We start from the raw sequence: 17209 nt of genomic DNA, 5'->3' as shown, positions 1-17209 counted from the left end.
CATTGACCGCCTGACGACTCGCACAAATCCCGTGAAGAATGTTAGCGTGCTCATCATTCTTCACCGCCCGACGAGCCCGCCCCTCATGAAAAAGACTGTCCTGGCATTCAGCCGCGTCACCCCGGAAATGGTCGAACGCCTGCAACAAGACTTCGACGTCATCGTGCCGAATCCGAAAAACGGCGACATCAGCGCCCAATTCAACGAAGCCCTGCCCCACGCCCACGGCCTGATCGGTGTCGGTCGTAAACTCGGCCGCGCTCAATTGGAAAACGCCACCAGCCTGGAAGTGGTGTCCAGTGTCTCGGTGGGCTACGACAACTATGACCTCGCCTACTTCAACGAACGCGGGATCATGCTGACCAACACGCCGGATGTGCTCACCGAAAGCACTGCCGACCTGGCGTTTGCGCTATTGATGAGTAGTGCGCGTCGCGTCGCCGAACTGGATGCCTGGACCAAGGCCGGGCAATGGCAAGCCACTGTCGGTGCGCCGTTGTTCGGTTGTGACGTGCATGGCAAGACGCTGGGCATCGTCGGCATGGGCAACATCGGTGCCGCCATTGCCCGACGCGGTCGACTGGGGTTCAACATGCCGGTCATCTATAGCGGCAATAGCCGCAAGACCGGGCTGGAACAGGAGCTCGGCGCGCAATACCGCAGCCTCGATCAGTTGCTGGCCGAGGCCGATTTCGTCTGCCTGGTGGTGCCACTCAGCGAGCAGACCAAACACCTCATCAGCCATCGCGAACTGGCGTTGATGAAGCCGAGCGCCATTCTGGTGAACATCGCCCGTGGTCCGGTAGTCGATGAGCCGGCATTGATCGAAGCGCTGCAAAACAACCGCATTCGTGGTGCCGGGCTGGACGTGTACGAAAAAGAACCGCTGGCCGAGTCACCCCTGTTCCAGCTGAAAAACGCCGTGACCCTGCCGCACATCGGCTCGGCCACCCATGAGACCCGCGATGCCATGGCCAACCGTGCCCTGGCTAACTTGCGCAGTGCCTTGTTGGGTGAGCGACCGCAGGATCTGGTCAATCCGCAGGTGTGGAAAGTCTGATTGAACAATGGCACGTCATCATTGGCGTGCCACTTTATATAAAACCTGCAAAGTATCTACCTTAAGCAACTTTCCACCAACCCCTTATAACAAGCGACATAACTCGCAAAGCACTCTTTACCCCCACTGCATCTAAACAGCTATAAACTCCGAAAAACAAGAACGTATCAACCGTACATTCGGAGAGCATCCTGCATGAGCTATTTCACCACTTCCTGCATGGTAAGACGGAGCAAATTAATAGTTATCTTCATGGCGGCACTATTCGGTACAACGACACTTATCAACAATATTACCGACTACAGTGCATACGCCGAATATATCGGTCGAATCATCAGCATGAGCGACACCGTCGACAATGACTCCCGCCGATACCGCGCCATCAGCTCACCCCTGTTTCATCACCGCTTTTACTGGGCACTGATCACACTCGAGACCATGTACACATGCAGTTTCATAGTTGGATTTTATCAACTATATCGTAAACTCGATGCATCACGCAGCGAGTTCTACGAAGCCAAGAAATTTGCCATAAGCGGTTTTATTACAGCCATTTTTACGTATCAGACTTTTTACATCATCATACTAAACGAATGGTTTGACTTAGAGTACTCCAAACAGGCCAATGCCCTTTACTGGGCACAAATCCAAATTGAATACATGTTCTTCGGCATTATCTATCTGTTGGCGGCGAGGGATACCTGAACAGCTTCACGCCAACTTTCCCGCCACCGGACCGGCACTCGCCCTGGGCTTGCGAAACACCAGCACATTACCCAACATGACCATTACCAGCCCCGCCAGTGCCGGAGCGGTCCACTGGTAACCTTCGGCAAACGCCGAGACATTCAGCGCCACCACCGGAAACAGTACCGTGCAATAGGCCGCGCGCTCCGGCCCCATGCGACCGACCAAAGTCAGGTAGGCAGTAAAACCGATCACCGACCCCGGAATCACCAGGTACAACAGTGACCCGATGTAACGCACGCTCATTTCCATGTCGAAGGGAATGCCTTTGACCAGGCACCACACCGAGAGCATTGCCGCCCCGTAGGCCATGCCCCAGGCATTGGTGGTCAACGGCTTGAGACCGGCCTTCTGTTGCAGGCTCGACAGCATGTTACCCGCAGAGAAACACAAGGTGCCGCACAGGGCCAGGCCCAGGCCAAGCAAGGTTTCCGGGCTGGCGGTATGCCCAGCCAGTTCCGGCCAGAACAGCAGGCCCAGCCCAAGCAAGCCTAACGCACCACCCATCAGCACATTGCGGGCGATTTTCTGGCCGAAGAACACCCGCGCATTGAGGGCATTCCACAGCGTCGCGGTGGAAAACACCACGGCCACCAGGCCGCTGGGAATCCACTGGCTCGCGGTGAGGAAGCACATGAAGTTGACACAGAACAGGCACAGGCCCTGAGCCAGGCAGATCAGGTGCCCGCGACGATTCATCACTTGCAGGCGCCGGCTGAGCAGCAGGATCACGAACAACACCAACGCGGCGAGGCCAAAGCGGTAGACGATCGACACGGGAATCGCGACCACGCCCAGCTGCCATTTCAAGGCAATCCAGGTGGTTCCCCAGATCAGCACGGTCAGCAAATACAAAGAAAGGTTCATGGCAAAGGCTCCTCGACAGGTGCCCAGTGTCCGGCGTCGCGCCTTCGCGCACTTGCATAAACTTGCGCTTTTGTCTGGCGACTGGCTGGCAGGGGAACGTCTACGGAGTAGGATGCAAGGCGTTAGAGAGAACCGATCATGGCCGCACTGGATAACCTACAAGTCTTTCAAGCCCTCAACCGCTCGCCGAACGCTCGCCTCGAGCACAGCGCCGAGCTCGGTGACGGCTTGTCTGCAGCCTTGTGGAGCAATCACCACGACGCCCAGGAATACGAAGCGCCCAGCCACCACACGTTGTCCTGTTACATTGCCGGCGGCACCGGCACCTTTCGCCGTGACCAGCCCGGCAACAAGGGAGGGCCGGACAAACTGTGCATCCTGCCGGCCGACCATCAGTCAGGCTGGGTGATCAATGGCGACATTCGCCTGGCACACCTGTACTTCAGCCCCGAACAATTTGCCCTCGGTTGCGTCACCCTGCTCGATCGCGAGCCACGGCAAATGCAGCTACGCGAGCAGACCTTTCTCGACGATCCGCAACAGGCGTTGCGCTTTCGGCAGTTGATCGCCCTGAACTGGGACGAACCGGGCGAGCGTCTGCTCACCAGCAGCCTGGCTCACGAATTGCTCAGCCATGCCCTGCTCAGTCAGGTCAATGCGCGGCAAGACCTGCGCCTTAAAGGTGGGTTGGTCGCGCATCAGCGTCGGCATCTGGTGGAGTACATCGACAGCCATCTGGACGAAGCCATCAGCCTTGGTCAGTTGGCGGCTTTGTGCGCGTTGTCGGAATACCACTTCGCACGGATGTTCCGCGAAACTTTTGGCTTGCCGCCCCATCAGTATGTGCTGGCACGGCGCCTGAACCGCGCGCGGGAGTTGCTGCGCACGACCTCACGACCGCTGGGGGAGATTGCACTGGCCTGCGGTTTTTCCAGCGCCAGCCACTTCACCAACCGCTTTCGCCAGGCCCTGGGTGGAACGCCCGGCGAGTATCGACAGGCGTTTTTGCGCTAGGCCCGGGAACTTCGGCGCCACACTTGCCGCCTTCGCGAGCAAGCCCGCTCCCACAATTTGATCTGCGTGCGACGCGGGCCAATGTGGGAGCGGGCTTGCTCGCGAAGAACGATGACACGGTCTACCGTCAAAACTCCAAGGTGCTGGACAACGTCACCTGCCGCGAATCCCCCATCGACACAAAGAACCGGCTCGCCGCCGAGGTGTAGTAAGTGCGGTCAAACAGGTTCTTCACATTGAGCTGGAACTTGACCTTCTGCCCTTCGACCCTGGTGTCGTAGGTGGCGAACGCATCGGCCACGGTGTAGCTCGGCAGGTCGAAATCGTTCACCGCGTTGCCCGCGCGCTCCCCCACATAACGCGCCCCGGCGCCGACCCGCAACTGGTCGCCACCGACAATCGTGCCGAAGTCGTATACAGCCGACAGCGAGCCGCTGTTCTTCGCCACGTTTTGCAGTTGATTGCCTTTGTAATCAGGATCTTCGGTGACCTCGGCATCGGTGTAGGCATAGCTGCCGATCATGCTCCAGCGATCCGTCAACTGACCGCTCAGGTCCACTTCCAGGCCACGGGAACGCACTTCGCCGGCGGCACTGTAAATCGTGGTCGGGCCTTCGGCGTTGGCCACCAGCACGTTGCGCTTCTTGATGTCGAACAGCGCAATGTTGCCGGTGACGCGCCCCGGCAGATCCAGCTTGGCACCCAGCTCCCAGGACTTGGCCTCTTCCGGCGCGATGCCGCCGTCAAGCACGGTGCTGCTGCCGCTCAACGGCGCGATGGTCGAGTTGGGCTTGAACGACTCGGTGTAGCTGCCGTAGAACGACACGGCATCGGTGTACTTGTACACAAGGCCCGCGCGCGGCACCCATTTCTGCCCGTTGCTGTCGGTGTTGGCGTGGAACGGCACGCCTTTGCCGGCGTACTGGTCGTAAGTCTGGAAGCGCGCACCGGCCACAAGTATCCACTGGTCGGTGAGGTGGATGGAGTCCTGCAGGAAGATCGAATCGCTGCGCAGTTCATCGGTCTGCGCGCTGTCGGGAGCGCTGACAGTGGTGCCCGGCACTTCCTGGCCATAGATCGGGTTCACGTAGCTGAACTGGGTGCGGCTTTTCTGGCGGATCAGGTCTTCGCGGTAGATCTTGCGGTATTCGTCGTCGATGCCGAACAGCAGGTCGTGCTGCATGCCCAGCACATTGACGTTGCCTTCCAGACTGGCAGTGGTGAAACGATCGGTGCTGATCGCGTTCTGCGTGCCGTCCATGCTGCGGGTCAGGGTGCCCTTCTTGGTGTCGATGGCGGTCACGCGGACCTGACTGGCGTCGTAGGTCTCGCGGTTCCAGCTGTAGCCGAAATGGGCTTTCCAGTTGTCGTTGAGCTCGTGATCGGCTTCGAAGTGATAGAGGTCCGAACGCCCCTCCATGTTGTTGAACGGCTCGTCGAGACGCTCGTTGCGCGAGATGTCCAGCGGATGGTTGGTCCGTGGATCGATCAACGTGCCGCGGTCGAACGGCGTGAGGAATTCGCGGTGCTCATAGGCGAACAGCAACTGGGTGCTTTCGCCGTACCAGGCCAGCGACGGCGCAATCAGGCTCTCGCGATGCACACCGAAGTTGCGCCAGTAATCTTCGTCTTCGTAGTCCAGCACCATGCGATAGGCCAGCCCGGAATCGCCGAGGGCCCCAGTGCTGTCGAAACCGCCGCCGCTGCCGTTCTTGCCGTCGCCATAGCTCGAACCCCGCGCAGTCAGTGCGTTGTACTGCTCAAGCTCGGGCTTCTTGCTGACCATATTGACCACGCCACCCGGATCCTGGATGCCGTAGAGCAACGAAGCCGGGCCCTTGAGCACTTCGACCCGGTCGACGCTCGCATTGAGGCCACGGCCCTGCACGATCGGCATGCCGTCGCGCATGATCGAGCCATTGCGGTTGTCGCCAAACCCACGAACCATCACCGAGTCCTGGGTGCTGCCCAGGGTGTTGGCCTGGGTGATGCCGCTGACATTGGCCAGGGCGTCATCGAGATTGCGCGGCGCCTGGTCGCGGATGACCTGGGCCGGGACGACGTTGATGGTCTGCGGGGTTTCCTGAATCGGGGCCGAGGAGCGCATCACCGAAGAGGTCGGTGGCGGTTGGTAACTCATGGACTCATCCATCACCGAGGTGATGGTGGTTGCGCCCAGGTTCAAGGCGCCTTCGGTCGGTCGCGGCTCCAGTGCAATGGTGTGGCCGTCGGTGCGGCGGAACGTCAAGCCCGAACCGGTGAGCAGACGTTGCAGCGCCTGTTCGGCACTCATCTGGCCATTGACCGCCGGTGCATTGAGGCCGTACGGCGCTTCATCGGTGTAGACGACGCTGATGCCGGTCACCCGGCTGAAATCACTCAAGGCCTGGGGCAGCGGTTTGGCGGTCAGGGAAAAACTGAATTGCCCACGTGGCTGGCTGTTACCGGTCTCTGCGGCTAGCGCCACGCTCAGCGGCAGCAACGCCAATGCCGAAAAACTCAACGCAGACACACCCAACCATTGTTTGACCGAACCCGATTTTGCCCTGGACTTCATTGCTCATGACCTGTGTAGAACCGCAACGGATGCGAATGACTCGCAGTTTCAGTCAGTACACGGATGGCAATCGGGTTTACCTCATCACATTTTGAAAATATTTTTCATCAGCTTTATGTGGTGTTTGAACTGGCCCCTTCGCGAGCAAGCCCGCTCCCACATTTGGAATACATTCCTCCTGTGGGAGCGGGCTTGCTCGCGAAGGGGCCGGTAGCCTTAACGCAAAATAATCAGATGCCCCAACACCTGATGCTGCTCAAACCCCAACACCCCCTGCAACGAACTCAACACCGCCTGCGGGTTCCGGCTCGGAAAGCTGCCACTGACCCGGCGGGCCGCCAGTTCATCATTGAGCAGCACGATCCGCCCGGGGTAATAGCGGCTCAGGTCATTCACCACATCGGCCAGCGTCGCCTTGTAGTAATTGAGCCAGCCCTGGCGCCATGCCAACTGCGCTTCGCTGTCCACCGCGTGGAGTTTTTCCGCCGAGCCTGCGCCGTAGGCCACTTGCTGGCCAGCGCTGAGAATTTGCTGTTCGCCGTCCTGGCCCGCCGTCACGCCAACCCGTCCCGACAACACCGTGACCTGCGCGCCATGGGGCTGCAAACGGACTTCGAATTGCGTGCCCAGGACCCGCGCCTGGCCCTTCTCGGCGTCCACCACAAATGGCTCGCCGGTGTGGGTGACGCTGAAGAATCCGGCGCCGCGACGCAGTTGCACATGCCGTTCGCCGCGACTGAAATCCACGGCGATGGCACTGTCGGCATCCAGTGTCACCTGGGATTGATCGGCCAGGGTGACGGTGCGGATTTCCCCCGGTGCCGAGACGTAGTCCGCCCCCAGGTCATCGATCCAGCGCATTGGCTGCCAGCCTGTGCCGAGACTGATCATCAACAGCAGACACGCAGCCATCGCCAGCGCACCCGACCAGCGCCCGACCGTGCTACGCCGCGACCTGTCCATGGCGTTGAGATAGCCCTGCAAGGCAAATGCGTCTTCATCGGCAAGCGTGCGCGCTGGCCCTTCGCTCAGCTCCCACAGAACCTGCGCCCGGGCATAGGCCTCGGCATGGGCGGGGTCGGCTTGCAACCACTGGCTGAACGTCGCCTGGTCACCGCTGCTTGGCTGGTCATGCAACAGACTCAGCCAGGCCAGCGCGGCCTGCTCCTGAGCGGGCGTCGGAATGACGCTTTCGAAGTTGTTCACGGTGCTTTCCCTGGCGTACGCGTTTCGGCTTCCCGAAGGCTGGCCTTGCAGGCTTCGAGGGCGCGCATCATATGTTTTTCCACGGCACTTTGGGACAAACCCATGGCCTTGGCGATCTCGGCGTATTTACGGCCGTGAATGCGATTGAGCAAAAAGATCTGCCGCGTGCGTTCCGGCAGCGCGCGCAACGCGGCTTCAACGTGACGCAAATCATTGCCCGCCTCCAGTGCCGCTTGCGGGCCGCTGCCGTGGCTGTCCGGCGGTTCGACCATCAAGCCTTCACTGGCGCGGACGCGCGTGCCTTCACTGCGCAAATGGTCGATGGCGATGTTGCCAGCGCAGCGCAGCAGGTAAGTGCTGAGCTCCTCGACCTGCACCAGCGGCCGCCGCCAGAATCGCAGGAACAAGTCCTGTACCAGATCAGCCGCCGTCGCCCGGCAACCGACGCGACGATTCACCAACGCCTCCATTTGCGCACGCTGGGAGAGAAAGACCTGGAGAAAATGCGCACGGTCGCCGCGGTGTTGATCGCGTTCGATATCGTGGGGCTCGGGGGGCAGAGTGATCATCGTTCACGTTTCGACCTGAAAACCGGTGAAGCCACGACAGCGTCAGGGGGCCGGAAAGGTCGCAATATTAATGATAAATATTCTCATATGCAAAAGGATCGGGCGAAAACAAAACGGGCCTGCAATGCAGGCCCGTTCTCATGGGAAGGTAAAAAGTGAATCAGGTGTCAGCCGTTAAGCGCCGCCTGTTCGTTTTCCAGAAACTCTTCTTCCAGCAGCTGGTCGGCATGGGCGCCACTCTCGATGGGCACCACATTGGCTCGTTTGCCGCGTAACTTGCCGAACATATGCTCCAGCGCATGTTCAAGTTTGGTGGCCGCTCCGTCGATCGCCTGCTCCATGGTGGAGGCTTTATGGGTGACGGAAACCGGTTGATGGCCTTTTGGCCGCGCCTCCAGTTGGCAGCGCATGTCATGGGGACCCGGCTTGTCGCCGTTCTCGTCCCGCAGGTGAACCTCGACGCGTGTCAGGTCCTCTTCGTAGCGTTCGAGCGTGCTCTCAATGGTCGTACGTACCCACTCCTCCAGTCGTTTACTGCCTTGAATATGGTTATCGCTATTGACTTGGATTTGCATAGTTCATCCCTTATTTCAGCTAGCTCGCGAGAGGCCGGTCAGCTAAGCCCTTGGGCGTCATCACCGTGACCTCTTACTTACACAATCGGTCTGTACGCTGAACAATTCAACCCCCAAAAAAAGATAAATTTTCAATCGTAAAAAAAGCCGGACAACCGGCAAAAGCGCTGTTAAGGTCGGGAGTTGGGTCGCCCTGCTCTTACGTAATAATTGCTCACATTTGCCGCTCCCCCAACGGGTGCAGGCTGCGAAAAGCAGCCGCCTCCTCCACCAACCAATCGTGCACTGCGCGCACACCCGGATGGCTCAACGCCCCCGGTGCGTACAGCAGCATGTAGCGCTTGTGATTGGGCACCGCCAGGCCGAAAGGCACGATCAAGGCCCCGCGTTCCAACTCATCGTTGAGCAGCGTTCGCCGGGCAATCGCCACCCCCATTCCGGCAATGGCCGCTTCGATCGTCAGGTGATTGCGATTGAAAGTATGCCCGCGCCGCACATCCGCGCCCTCGAAGCCAATGGCATCGAGGTAAAACTCCCACTCCGCGTACTCGTAGCTGCCGCGCCAGGCGGTGATGTCGTGCAGCAAGGGAAAGTGCATCAGGTCTGCCGGACCATGCAGCGGCGGACGCCCACGCAACAGGCTCGGCGCGCACACCGGAAAAATCTGCTCATCGAGCAAGGCTGTGGATAACAGGCCCGGGTAGCTGCCATCGTTGAGGTCGATCGCCAGGTCGAAATCACCTTCATGCAAGGGCACGCTGCTGTCCTCGGCCACCAGGCGCAACTGGATGTCTGGAAAACGCTGTTGCAAACGCGGCAGGCGCGGCGTCAGCCATTTGCTCAGGAACGACGGAATCGAACGCACCCGCAGAATCCCGCTGATCATGCCCGCGTCGAGTCGGCGCAATTCCGCGTCGATGCTGCCAAAGGCCTCGTTGACGGTAATGGCCAGGCGCTGGCCCTCGGCACTCAATTCCACTCCGCGAGCGCGGCGATGAAACAGGCGAAAGCCCAGGCGCTCTTCCAGCTGGCGGATCTGCTGGCTGACCGCTCCCGGTGTGATGTGCAGTTCTTCGGCGCAGCGGGTGAACGACAGGTGCCGCGCGGCACAGGCAAACACGTTCAGCCAGACATAGGTCTGGCCGTGTAATGGACGGCTCATCGTTTAGTCCTGCTAAAGGATGTCTTAGAAAGTTTCGTTGGTCACGTAGGACCTTGACGGTCAGTATCGTCCATATTGCGCTTGTCCTACAAAAATGGCGGCGATTCCTCTTCCATTGCTTGTATAGGCTTTAGCATGGCTATCAGTGTTTTCGATCTCTTCAAAGTCGGCATCGGTCCGTCCAGTTCCCATACCGTCGGTCCGATGCGTGCCGCCGCAACTTTTGCCCGGCAGCTGGTCGAGCAGGGTTTGCTGGCTGACGTGCGACGCGTGGAGATTCGCCTCTACGGCTCTCTGTCGGCGACCGGCGTCGGCCACGCAACGGACCGCGCCTGCGTCATGGGCCTGATGGGCGAATGGCCCGACAGCATCGATCCCACCACCATCGACAGCCGAATCAACACCCTGCGCGAAACCGCTCAGTTGCCTCTGGCAGGCGTTACGGACATTGCCTTCGACTGGCAACGCGATCTCCTGCTGCTCGACGAGAGCCTGCCCTACCACCCCAACGCCATGTGCCTGACAGCCTTCGGCGAATCCGGTGAACTGTTCGAGCAAACCTACTACTCGGTGGGTGGCGGTTTCATCATCGAAGCGGCCGAAGCCGAGTCCGGTATCGCACCGGCTGGCGAAGTGGTGCTGCCTTACGACTTTTCCAGCGCCGCCGAACTGCTCAAGTTGTGCAACGAGCACGGGCTGCGGGTGAGTGAACTGATGATGGCCAATGAACGGGCATGGCGTAGTGATGCCGAGATCCGCCAGGGCCTGCTGCATATCTGGTCGGTGATGCGTGAGTGTGTCGAGCAAGGCTTGCGCCACGAAGGTATTCTGCCCGGCGGTCTGAATGTTCCACGCCGAGCGGCGAAACTGCATCGCAGTCTGCAGGAAATCGGCAAGCCGAATGTCATTACCTCGACCTTGTCTGCAATGGAATGGGTCAACCTGTACGCGCTGGCGGTCAACGAAGAAAACGCAGCCGGCGGGCGCATGGTCACGGCGCCGACCAACGGCGCGGCGGGGATCATTCCGGCCGTGCTGCACTACTACATGAAATTCAATGCCGAGGCATCTGACGACGACGTCGTCGCGTTCTTTCTGGGCGCCGCTGCCGTCGGCATCCTGTGCAAGAAAAACGCATCGATTTCCGGGGCCGAAGTTGGCTGCCAGGGCGAAGTCGGCTCCGCCTGCGCCATGGCCGCCGCAGGCCTGGCAGAAGTGCTTGGCGCCACCCCGGAGCAGTTGGAAAACGCCGCTGAAATCGGCCTGGAACACAATCTCGGCCTCACCTGCGACCCGGTTGGCGGACTGGTTCAGGTGCCCTGCATCGAACGCAACGCGATCGCTGCCGTGAAAGCCATCAACGCCACACAAATGGCCCTGCGCGGCGACGGCCAGCACTTCATCTCCCTGGATCGGGTGATCCGCACCATGCGCGACACCGGCGCCGACATGCACGACAAATACAAGGAAACGTCACGGGGCGGACTGGCGGTGAACTGGGTGGAATGCTGACCGTTTTGGTTGCACGCCCGCCGTTATTGCCCTGAAACGTGCAGAAAACACGGCCCCCTGTAGGAGCGAGCCTGCTCGCGAAAAACCCTCAGGCGCCGCAAACCATCTGGTTTGACGCGTTATCGTTCACGACCATCGCGAGCAAGCTCGCTCCTACAGAACGTGTTTTTTTGTCGGCATGCCCCTTGCTACATCCTGATTGGAACAATGATGACGAGATGGCCGGTGGTCTGGCATTGCGAACCAACCCGATCACGGCCGGTCAACAACTGCACGTTCAATCAGGCGGTGACGCATCATGGACAACCCTTTCCAGCTCATTACCGATGCCTTTGCAGCGGATTACCAGATCAACCTGAGCATCCAGGGCCTGGATGGCAACATCATGCTGACCCTTTCCAACAGTGGCCGCATAGTGGCCAAACGCATGATCAGCGCCGAACAACGCAATGACCCGCAACGTCTCAAGCGTCTGGTGCAAAGCATTCAATTCGGCATTGCCATCGAACAAGGCCACAGCGCCGTGGCCATCCTCGAAGCCATGACCGATGACGGCACGCGAAGCCTGCCGCCACCATCCGCCAAAGGCCGTCCCCGACCCACCATGGGGCTTTAAAGCTCGCCCTTTTCTACTTCCGGATGTTCACTGGAGCCCGCACCGGTCTTGCGGTGCGGGTTCTCGATCTTCACCGAAGGAAATTGTGACGAAGCGTAACGCACCACCAGGATCGCAAACGCCAGCAGCAGAATCCCGCCGCACAGGTAGATGATCCCAAGGTCCGGCGGATTGTGGTGCGACACGTTGGAAATCAGCAGCCGCGTCAGCGCGGTGATCGCCACGTAGATCAGGAAACGCACTGGCATGTGGTTGGTCTTGAAGTAAATCCCGACCATGGCCCCCAGTTCCAGGTAGATGAACAGCAGCAAGATGTCATCGATCTTGATGTGCCCCTCTTCGATCATGCCAAGAAACTCCATCACCGCCGCCCACGCGGTCACCGCACCGATGGCGAACAGCGCCAGGTAGTGAAAGGTTTCGACGAACAGATTGCCCAGCGACTCGGCCAGTTCATGCACGTTCTGCCGCAGTTTTTCGGCCCAGTTGATTTTCACGATGATGCTTCCTTAGGTCGGCTAGACCGGATGATGCGGGTTGGACGTGACGGTTCTTCTGCATGCAGAAAAAAGGCCAGCCCATGATGGCGAGCCGCCCTGGATTACGCGCCGTGGCGTTTGGTCGCACCTGTGCAGCGCCTCACCTGACAAATGCCGAAACCGGTCTACATTAAAAAGCCACTACCCAAATGACAGGGTTTCGCTTATCCTTTAGCTGTATATAGATACAGTAGTCGAAAACGACAACCAATGTGAAGGCATGTGAGGTGGTGAATGGCCGTCGAAGTGGTATACCGCAGCAGCCGAGATCTGGAGCGCTTGTTCATGGATAAAGCCGAAGCTGACCGTCATGACAAAATGCTCGAACTGGCCGAGTTGCTGGCTGAAGTGTTGCAAAAAGCCGTTCCGTCCCTGACCGAGCAGCAAGTGGAAGAAGCCGGGATCTACATGGCGAAGAATCGCGATGTGTTCGCCAAGGCGTTCAAGAGCCAACCGGACGCCCTGTCCGAACTGCTCAGCGCACCGGTTGAAGTCGCAGAACCTGTTGCAGCGGTCGAGGTCGTTGAAGCCGCTGAGCCGATCGCCCCGGCCAAGCCTGCCAAGGCTCCCAAAGCCGCCAAGTAAGCAAAAAGCAAATTGAACAGGCCCTGAGTCGAATGGCTCAGGGCCTTTTTCATGCCTGTGGAAAACCCAGCGGATTCACCGGTACAACACTTTCTCCGCCAACTCATTCGCCACTCGTGCCGGGGAGCGTTTTTCCGCCTGGGCGTGGGCGAACACCTCGGTCAGGCGCGAGCTGATTTTCGACAGGTGCGCGGTGATGGTCGACAGTTCTTCGCCACGGTGCTTGAGCGACACGTAGATCAGCCCGCCAGCGTTGATCACGTAATCCGGTGCGTACAGGATGCCGCGACGTTCCAGCTGGTCGGCGACGTCCAGGTGCGTCAGTTGATTGTTCGCCGAGCCGGCCACCGCCGAGCAGCGCAATTGCGCTACAGTATGACTGTTGAGTACACCGCCCAACCCACAAGGCGCGAGGATGTCGCACGGCGTGCTGAGCAGCGCATCGTTGGCAATCGGGTGCGCGCCGAGTTGCTCCATGGCCAGTTGCACCTTGCCGTGATCGATGTCGCTGACCAGCAGTTCGGCACCGGCGGCGTGCAGTTGTTCGGCCAAGGCATAGCCGACATTGCCCAGGCCCTGGATAGCCACGCGCAGACCTTCGAGGTTATCGCTGCCGAGGCGGGCCATGGCGGTGCTGCGGATTCCGGTGAACACGCCCATCGCCGCGTGCGGCGCAGGGTCCCCCGCCGAGGTGGTGCTGGTGACGTGCTGGGTCCGTTGGGCGATGCAATCCATGTCTGCCACGGAAGTGCCACTGTCGATGGCCGTGATGTAGCGACCTTCGAGCTGTTCAATGCAGCGTCCGAAGGCTTCGAACAGCGCCGCGCGGTTTTCCACATGGGCCGGTCGCACGATCACCGCCACGCCGCCGCCCTGGGCCAGGCCGGCCAGCGCTGCTTTGTAGCTCATGCCTTGGGCCAGGCGCACAGCGTCCTCGACCGCGGATTCGTCGTTGGGGTAGGCAAGGTAACGACACCCGCCCAGGGCAGGCCCCAGTCGGCTGTTATGAATGGCAATGACCGCCTTCAACCCGGTGACCGAGTCAACGCTCAGATGCAGCGATTCAAGGCGAGTACTTTGCATGAGAGCGAACATCGTAAGGCTCCCGAATCACTTCTTGTAGACGCCAGTATAGGCTTGCGCCCAAAAATTGCAGAAGCGCACAGGAATAAGCGCAGCCACGAAACAGGCTTTCGGAAATAACCTGTATTCGCCTTGGCGCGGTACTGGACGAATGCCGGAGAGGGGGCTAAAACGAGGCATTGCCCGGAGATTTCGATGACCCCGCGCCAATCGTTTTTCGCCTGCCTGCAACGTTCACCGCCCGCGCTGTTCGAGGCGGCGCTATGGATTGCGGTCGAACATGACAGCGAAGTGAAGCCGCAAGCGCTGTTGGCCGATTTCCAGACTCTGCAACAACGGGTCAGCGGCGGTTTGCCGATGTTGCCGGTCAGCGAACTGGCCCAGCCGCTGCTGCGGCGCATGAACGACCTTGGCTTCGCCCAGGACGACTTCACACCCTTGCGCCCGCAAGTGGCACTGCTCGACAAAGTACTGGAACGCCGACGAGGGCAACCCTTGACGCTGGGGCTGATTGCACTGGAATTGGCCAGGGGCCTGGAGATTCCGATGGTCGGGGTCAACTTCCCCGGGCATTTCCTGCTGCGGGTACCGGGCGCCGACCACTTGCTTGATCCCTGCGGCGGTCGTCGCCTCTATCCGAACGATTGCCGGGAATTGTTGCACCGCCAGTACGGCCCGAACATGAAGCTCAGCGCCGAGCACCTGGAAACCGCCGAACCGGTGCAGATGCTGCAACGGCTGTCGCGCAACCTGCGTCAGTTGTACCTGTCCCACGACGATTTCATCAATGCGTTGATCGACGCCGATCGCGTCTTGGAACTAGGCAATGCCAGTACCGCCGACTACCTGGCCCGGGCCAGCCTGTACCAACGGCTGGACTGCCCGAACGCCGAGCGTTTCGACCTTGAGCATGCGCTGCTGCTCAGCGACGACCCGATCCAGCGTATTCGCCTGACGGATCGGCTGGGGCATCTGCCGCCGAACGCCATCGTTCACTGATCACGGCTCCCACCTTTGTTTTGCGCCGTGACGAGTATTTGTGCGCACCACTAAAACCTGTGGGAGCGGGCTTGCTCGCGAAAGCGGTGTGTCAGCCGCATTATTGTTGACTGACACGCCCTCTTCGCGAGCAAGCCCGCTCCCACATTGGGATAGTGTGAGTGGTTATGGCGTGTCTGGCTGGTTCGCCGGATGCGCCTTGATGAATGCCGGATGCGTTGCCGCCAATGCCGCTACTCGGCGGATTCGCGGGTAAGCCTCCAGGGAAACATTGAACCGCTCGGCCGCGTACAGTTGCGGGATCAGGTAGACGTCCGCCAACCCAGGCTCGGGGCCGAAGCAGTAAGCGTCATCACCGATCAACTGCTCCACCGTCGCCAGCCCCTGGCCGATCCAATGGCCGATCCACTCCACCACCTGCGGTTCGTCGTGGCCCGACTGGCGCAACCGGTTGAGCACGCTGACGTTGTGCAGCGGGTGTACATCGCAGCCGATCACCGCCGCCACGCCGCGCTCGTGAGCGCGGGCAGCCAGGTCTTTGGACAGCAGTGGCACTTGTGGATAACGTTCCTCCAGGTATTCGATGATCGCGGGAGACTGGATCAGCAACTCGCCTTCATCGGTGCGCAAGGCCGGCACGCGGCCCTGCGGGTTGATGCCCAGATAAGGCGGCTGCCGATGCTCGCCGCCCTGCGGCGCGATCAGGTTGACGGGCAAGGATTGATAATCCAGGCCCTTGAGCGCCAACGCGATACGCACCCGGTACGACGAAGTCGAACGGTAGTAGGTATAGAGTTCCATGCCCTGCTCCTGTCAGCGCGCCGCCAGCACTTTGCCACGGCATTCGCCGAAGCCGATGGACGCGAACCCGTCACGGCGGCAACGGCCGCGCAGGATGATTTCATCGCCGTCTTCCAGGAACTTGCGCACCTCGCCAGAGGCCAGCTCGATCGGTTTTTTACCGCCCTCGGTAATTTCCAGCAGGCTGCCGAACTGACCGTTCTCGGGCCCCGACAGCGTGCCCGAGCCGAACAGATCACCGGCCTGCAATTGGCAGCCATTGACGCTGTGGTGCGCGACCATTTGCGCCACGGTCCAGTACATGTGCCCGGTGTTGCTCAGAGTGAGGCGATGGGCTGGCAGGTTCTGTTCACGCATGGCCTCGGTGAGCAGCAGCACTTCCAGTTCGATGTCGAAAGCACCAGCGGCCTGATCGCGCTTGTCGAACAGGTACGGCAGCGGCTGCGGATCGCCTTGCGGACGCGCAGGCTGGGCACGACGGAATGGCTCCAGCGCTTCGGCGGTGACGACCCACGGCGAGATGCTGGTGATGAAGCTTTTCGACAGGAACGGCCCCAGCGGCTGGTATTCCCAGGCCTGGATATCCCGAGCCGACCAGTCGTTGAGCAGGCAGAAGCCGGCGATGTGATCGGCGGCGTCGCCAATGGCAATCGAGTCGCCCATGTCGTTGCCCTGGCCGATCCAGATGCCCAGCTCCAGTTCGTAGTCCAGGCGCGCGCAAGGGCCGAACGTCGGTTCGCTCTGACCGGCAGGCAAGGTCTGGCCTTTCGGGCGGCGCACATCGGTACCGGACGGGCGAATGGTCGACGCACGACCGTGGTAGCCGATTGGCACGTACTTGTAGTTCGGCAGCAACGGGTTGTCCGGGCGGAACAGTTTGCCGACGTTCTGCGCGTGCTCGATGCCGACGTAGAAGTCGGTGTAATCGTTGATTTTCGCCGGCAGGTGCATCTCGCAATCCGCCGCCAGCGGCAGCAGTTTTGCGCCCTGGGCTTCAATCTTGCCATGCAGGGTGCTGCCTTCGGCGAACAGTTCCAGCAAACGCTCGCGCAAGGCGACGCGAGCCTCGCGGCCCAGTTCGAAGAACGCATTCAACTGGCCGCCACGGGTGGCCTCGACGGCAGCCTTCGCGGCGCCATCGAACAATCCGGCCTCAAGGGCTGCTTGCAGATCAAAGATATGCTCGCCAATGGCCACGCCGCTGCGTGGCGCCGAACCCTTCACGCTGAACACGCCCAGCGGCAGGTTTTGCAACGGGAAATCACCATGGTCGTTGGCGGAAGCAACCCAGCTGCGAGTGATGGAAGTCTGCGTCAT

General features: G+C 60.2%; 16 protein-coding genes and 1 pseudogene. 7 read left to right on the top strand and 10 right to left on the bottom strand.

The genetic code is table 11. From position 1 onward, the window contains the following. The first annotated feature begins 85 nt into the window (after positions 1–85). Together KGA88_RS04520 and KGA88_RS04515 are read left to right on the top strand one after the other, a co-directional pair. The gene (locus tag KGA88_RS04520) at positions 86–1060 is read left to right on the top strand and encodes a 2-hydroxyacid dehydrogenase (RefSeq protein WP_223589222.1); all 975 of its coding nucleotides are present in this window, start codon (positions 86–88) and stop codon (positions 1058–1060) included. 195 nt (positions 1061–1255) lie between these two features. Continuing rightward, entirely contained in the window at positions 1256–1765 is a 510-nt protein-coding gene (locus KGA88_RS04515) for a DUF2165 family protein (protein ID WP_110659396.1), read from the top strand. A gap of 6 nt (positions 1766–1771) precedes the next feature. On the opposite strand, the gene KGA88_RS04510 is transcribed toward KGA88_RS04515, so the two are convergent. Beyond that, positions 1772–2674 (bottom strand): DMT family transporter, encoded by a 903-nt coding sequence (locus KGA88_RS04510; protein WP_110659397.1) that lies wholly within the window; start codon positions 2672–2674, stop codon positions 1772–1774. Between the two features lie 138 nt (positions 2675–2812). Between KGA88_RS04510 and KGA88_RS04505 the strand changes: the two genes are divergently transcribed. Continuing rightward, positions 2813–3688, top strand: coding sequence for a helix-turn-helix domain-containing protein (locus KGA88_RS04505; protein ID WP_223589219.1), 876 nt, complete (start codon positions 2813–2815; stop codon positions 3686–3688). Positions 3689–3815: 127 nt separating this feature from the next. Here the strand turns inward: KGA88_RS04505 and KGA88_RS04500 are convergent, their stop codons facing one another. The 5 genes from KGA88_RS04500 to KGA88_RS04480 all read right to left on the bottom strand — a co-directional run bounded on the left by KGA88_RS04500 (position 3816) and on the right by KGA88_RS04480 (position 9757). Further along, a complete protein-coding gene (locus tag KGA88_RS04500; protein ID WP_223589216.1) occupies positions 3816–6245 on the bottom strand; it encodes a TonB-dependent siderophore receptor in 2430 nt (809 codons plus the stop codon). A 216-nt stretch (positions 6246–6461) separates the two neighbouring features. Continuing rightward, positions 6462–7451, bottom strand: coding sequence for a FecR family protein (locus KGA88_RS04495; RefSeq protein ID WP_223589213.1), 990 nt, complete (start codon positions 7449–7451; stop codon positions 6462–6464). Continuing rightward, positions 7448–8020 (bottom strand): RNA polymerase sigma factor, encoded by a 573-nt coding sequence (locus tag KGA88_RS04490; RefSeq protein ID WP_110659400.1) that lies wholly within the window; start codon positions 8018–8020, stop codon positions 7448–7450. Before KGA88_RS04490 ends, KGA88_RS04495 begins: the two co-directional genes overlap by 4 nt. 167 nt (positions 8021–8187) lie before the next feature. Then, positions 8188–8595: an HPF/RaiA family ribosome-associated protein gene (locus tag KGA88_RS04485; protein WP_007970346.1), complete on the bottom strand. Its 408-nt coding sequence runs from the start codon at positions 8593–8595 to the stop codon at positions 8188–8190. Between the two features lie 214 nt (positions 8596–8809). After that, the gene (locus tag KGA88_RS04480; protein ID WP_110659401.1) at positions 8810–9757 is read right to left on the bottom strand and encodes a LysR substrate-binding domain-containing protein; all 948 of its coding nucleotides are present in this window, start codon (positions 9755–9757) and stop codon (positions 8810–8812) included. 135 nt (positions 9758–9892) lie between these two features. Between KGA88_RS04480 and KGA88_RS04475 the strand changes: the two genes are divergently transcribed. After that, positions 9893–11269, top strand: a complete 1377-nt coding sequence (locus tag KGA88_RS04475; RefSeq protein WP_223589209.1) for an L-serine ammonia-lyase — start codon at positions 9893–9895, stop codon at positions 11267–11269. 298 nt (positions 11270–11567) lie between these two features. Then, on the top strand, positions 11568–11885 hold the full coding sequence (locus KGA88_RS04470) for a DUF3509 domain-containing protein (protein WP_110659403.1): 318 nt from the start codon (positions 11568–11570) through the stop codon (positions 11883–11885). On the opposite strand, the gene KGA88_RS04465 is transcribed toward KGA88_RS04470, so the two are convergent. Beyond that, entirely contained in the window at positions 11882–12382 is a 501-nt protein-coding gene (locus tag KGA88_RS04465; RefSeq protein WP_008000650.1) for a phosphate-starvation-inducible protein PsiE, read from the bottom strand. The genes KGA88_RS04470 and KGA88_RS04465 overlap by 4 nt on opposite strands. Positions 12383–12658: 276 nt before the next feature. Between KGA88_RS04465 and KGA88_RS04460 the strand changes: the two are divergent. Further along, positions 12659–12898: pseudogene (locus KGA88_RS04460) on the top strand (YebG family protein); the annotation flags it as partial. A 186-nt stretch (positions 12899–13084) separates the two neighbouring features. On the opposite strand, the gene KGA88_RS04455 reads toward KGA88_RS04460, so the two are convergent. Beyond that, positions 13085–14104, bottom strand: coding sequence for a Glu/Leu/Phe/Val dehydrogenase family protein (locus KGA88_RS04455; RefSeq protein WP_110662878.1), 1020 nt, complete (start codon positions 14102–14104; stop codon positions 13085–13087). Between the two features lie 183 nt (positions 14105–14287). On the opposite strand from KGA88_RS04455, the gene KGA88_RS04450 reads away from it, so the two are divergent. Further along, positions 14288–15091 carry a SirB1 family protein gene (locus tag KGA88_RS04450; protein ID WP_223589206.1) on the top strand — a complete coding sequence of 268 codons (804 nt, stop codon included), beginning with the start codon at positions 14288–14290 and terminating at the stop codon, positions 15089–15091. A gap of 165 nt (positions 15092–15256) precedes the next feature. Here the strand turns inward: KGA88_RS04450 and maiA are convergent, their stop codons facing one another. Both maiA and fahA read right to left on the bottom strand, forming a co-directional pair. Then, complete coding sequence (gene maiA / locus KGA88_RS04445) at positions 15257–15892, bottom strand: maleylacetoacetate isomerase (RefSeq protein ID WP_223589204.1); 636 nt, start codon at positions 15890–15892, stop codon at positions 15257–15259. A gap of 12 nt (positions 15893–15904) precedes the next feature. Beyond that, positions 15905–17209: a fumarylacetoacetase gene (fahA, locus tag KGA88_RS04440; protein ID WP_110660990.1), complete on the bottom strand. Its 1305-nt coding sequence runs from the start codon at positions 17207–17209 to the stop codon at positions 15905–15907.

Source organism: Pseudomonas sp. A-R-19 (genome assembly GCF_019956575.1).
Taxonomy (GTDB): Bacteria; Pseudomonadota; Gammaproteobacteria; order Pseudomonadales; family Pseudomonadaceae; genus Aquipseudomonas.
This window is presented reverse-complemented; position numbering and strand designations above follow the sequence as displayed.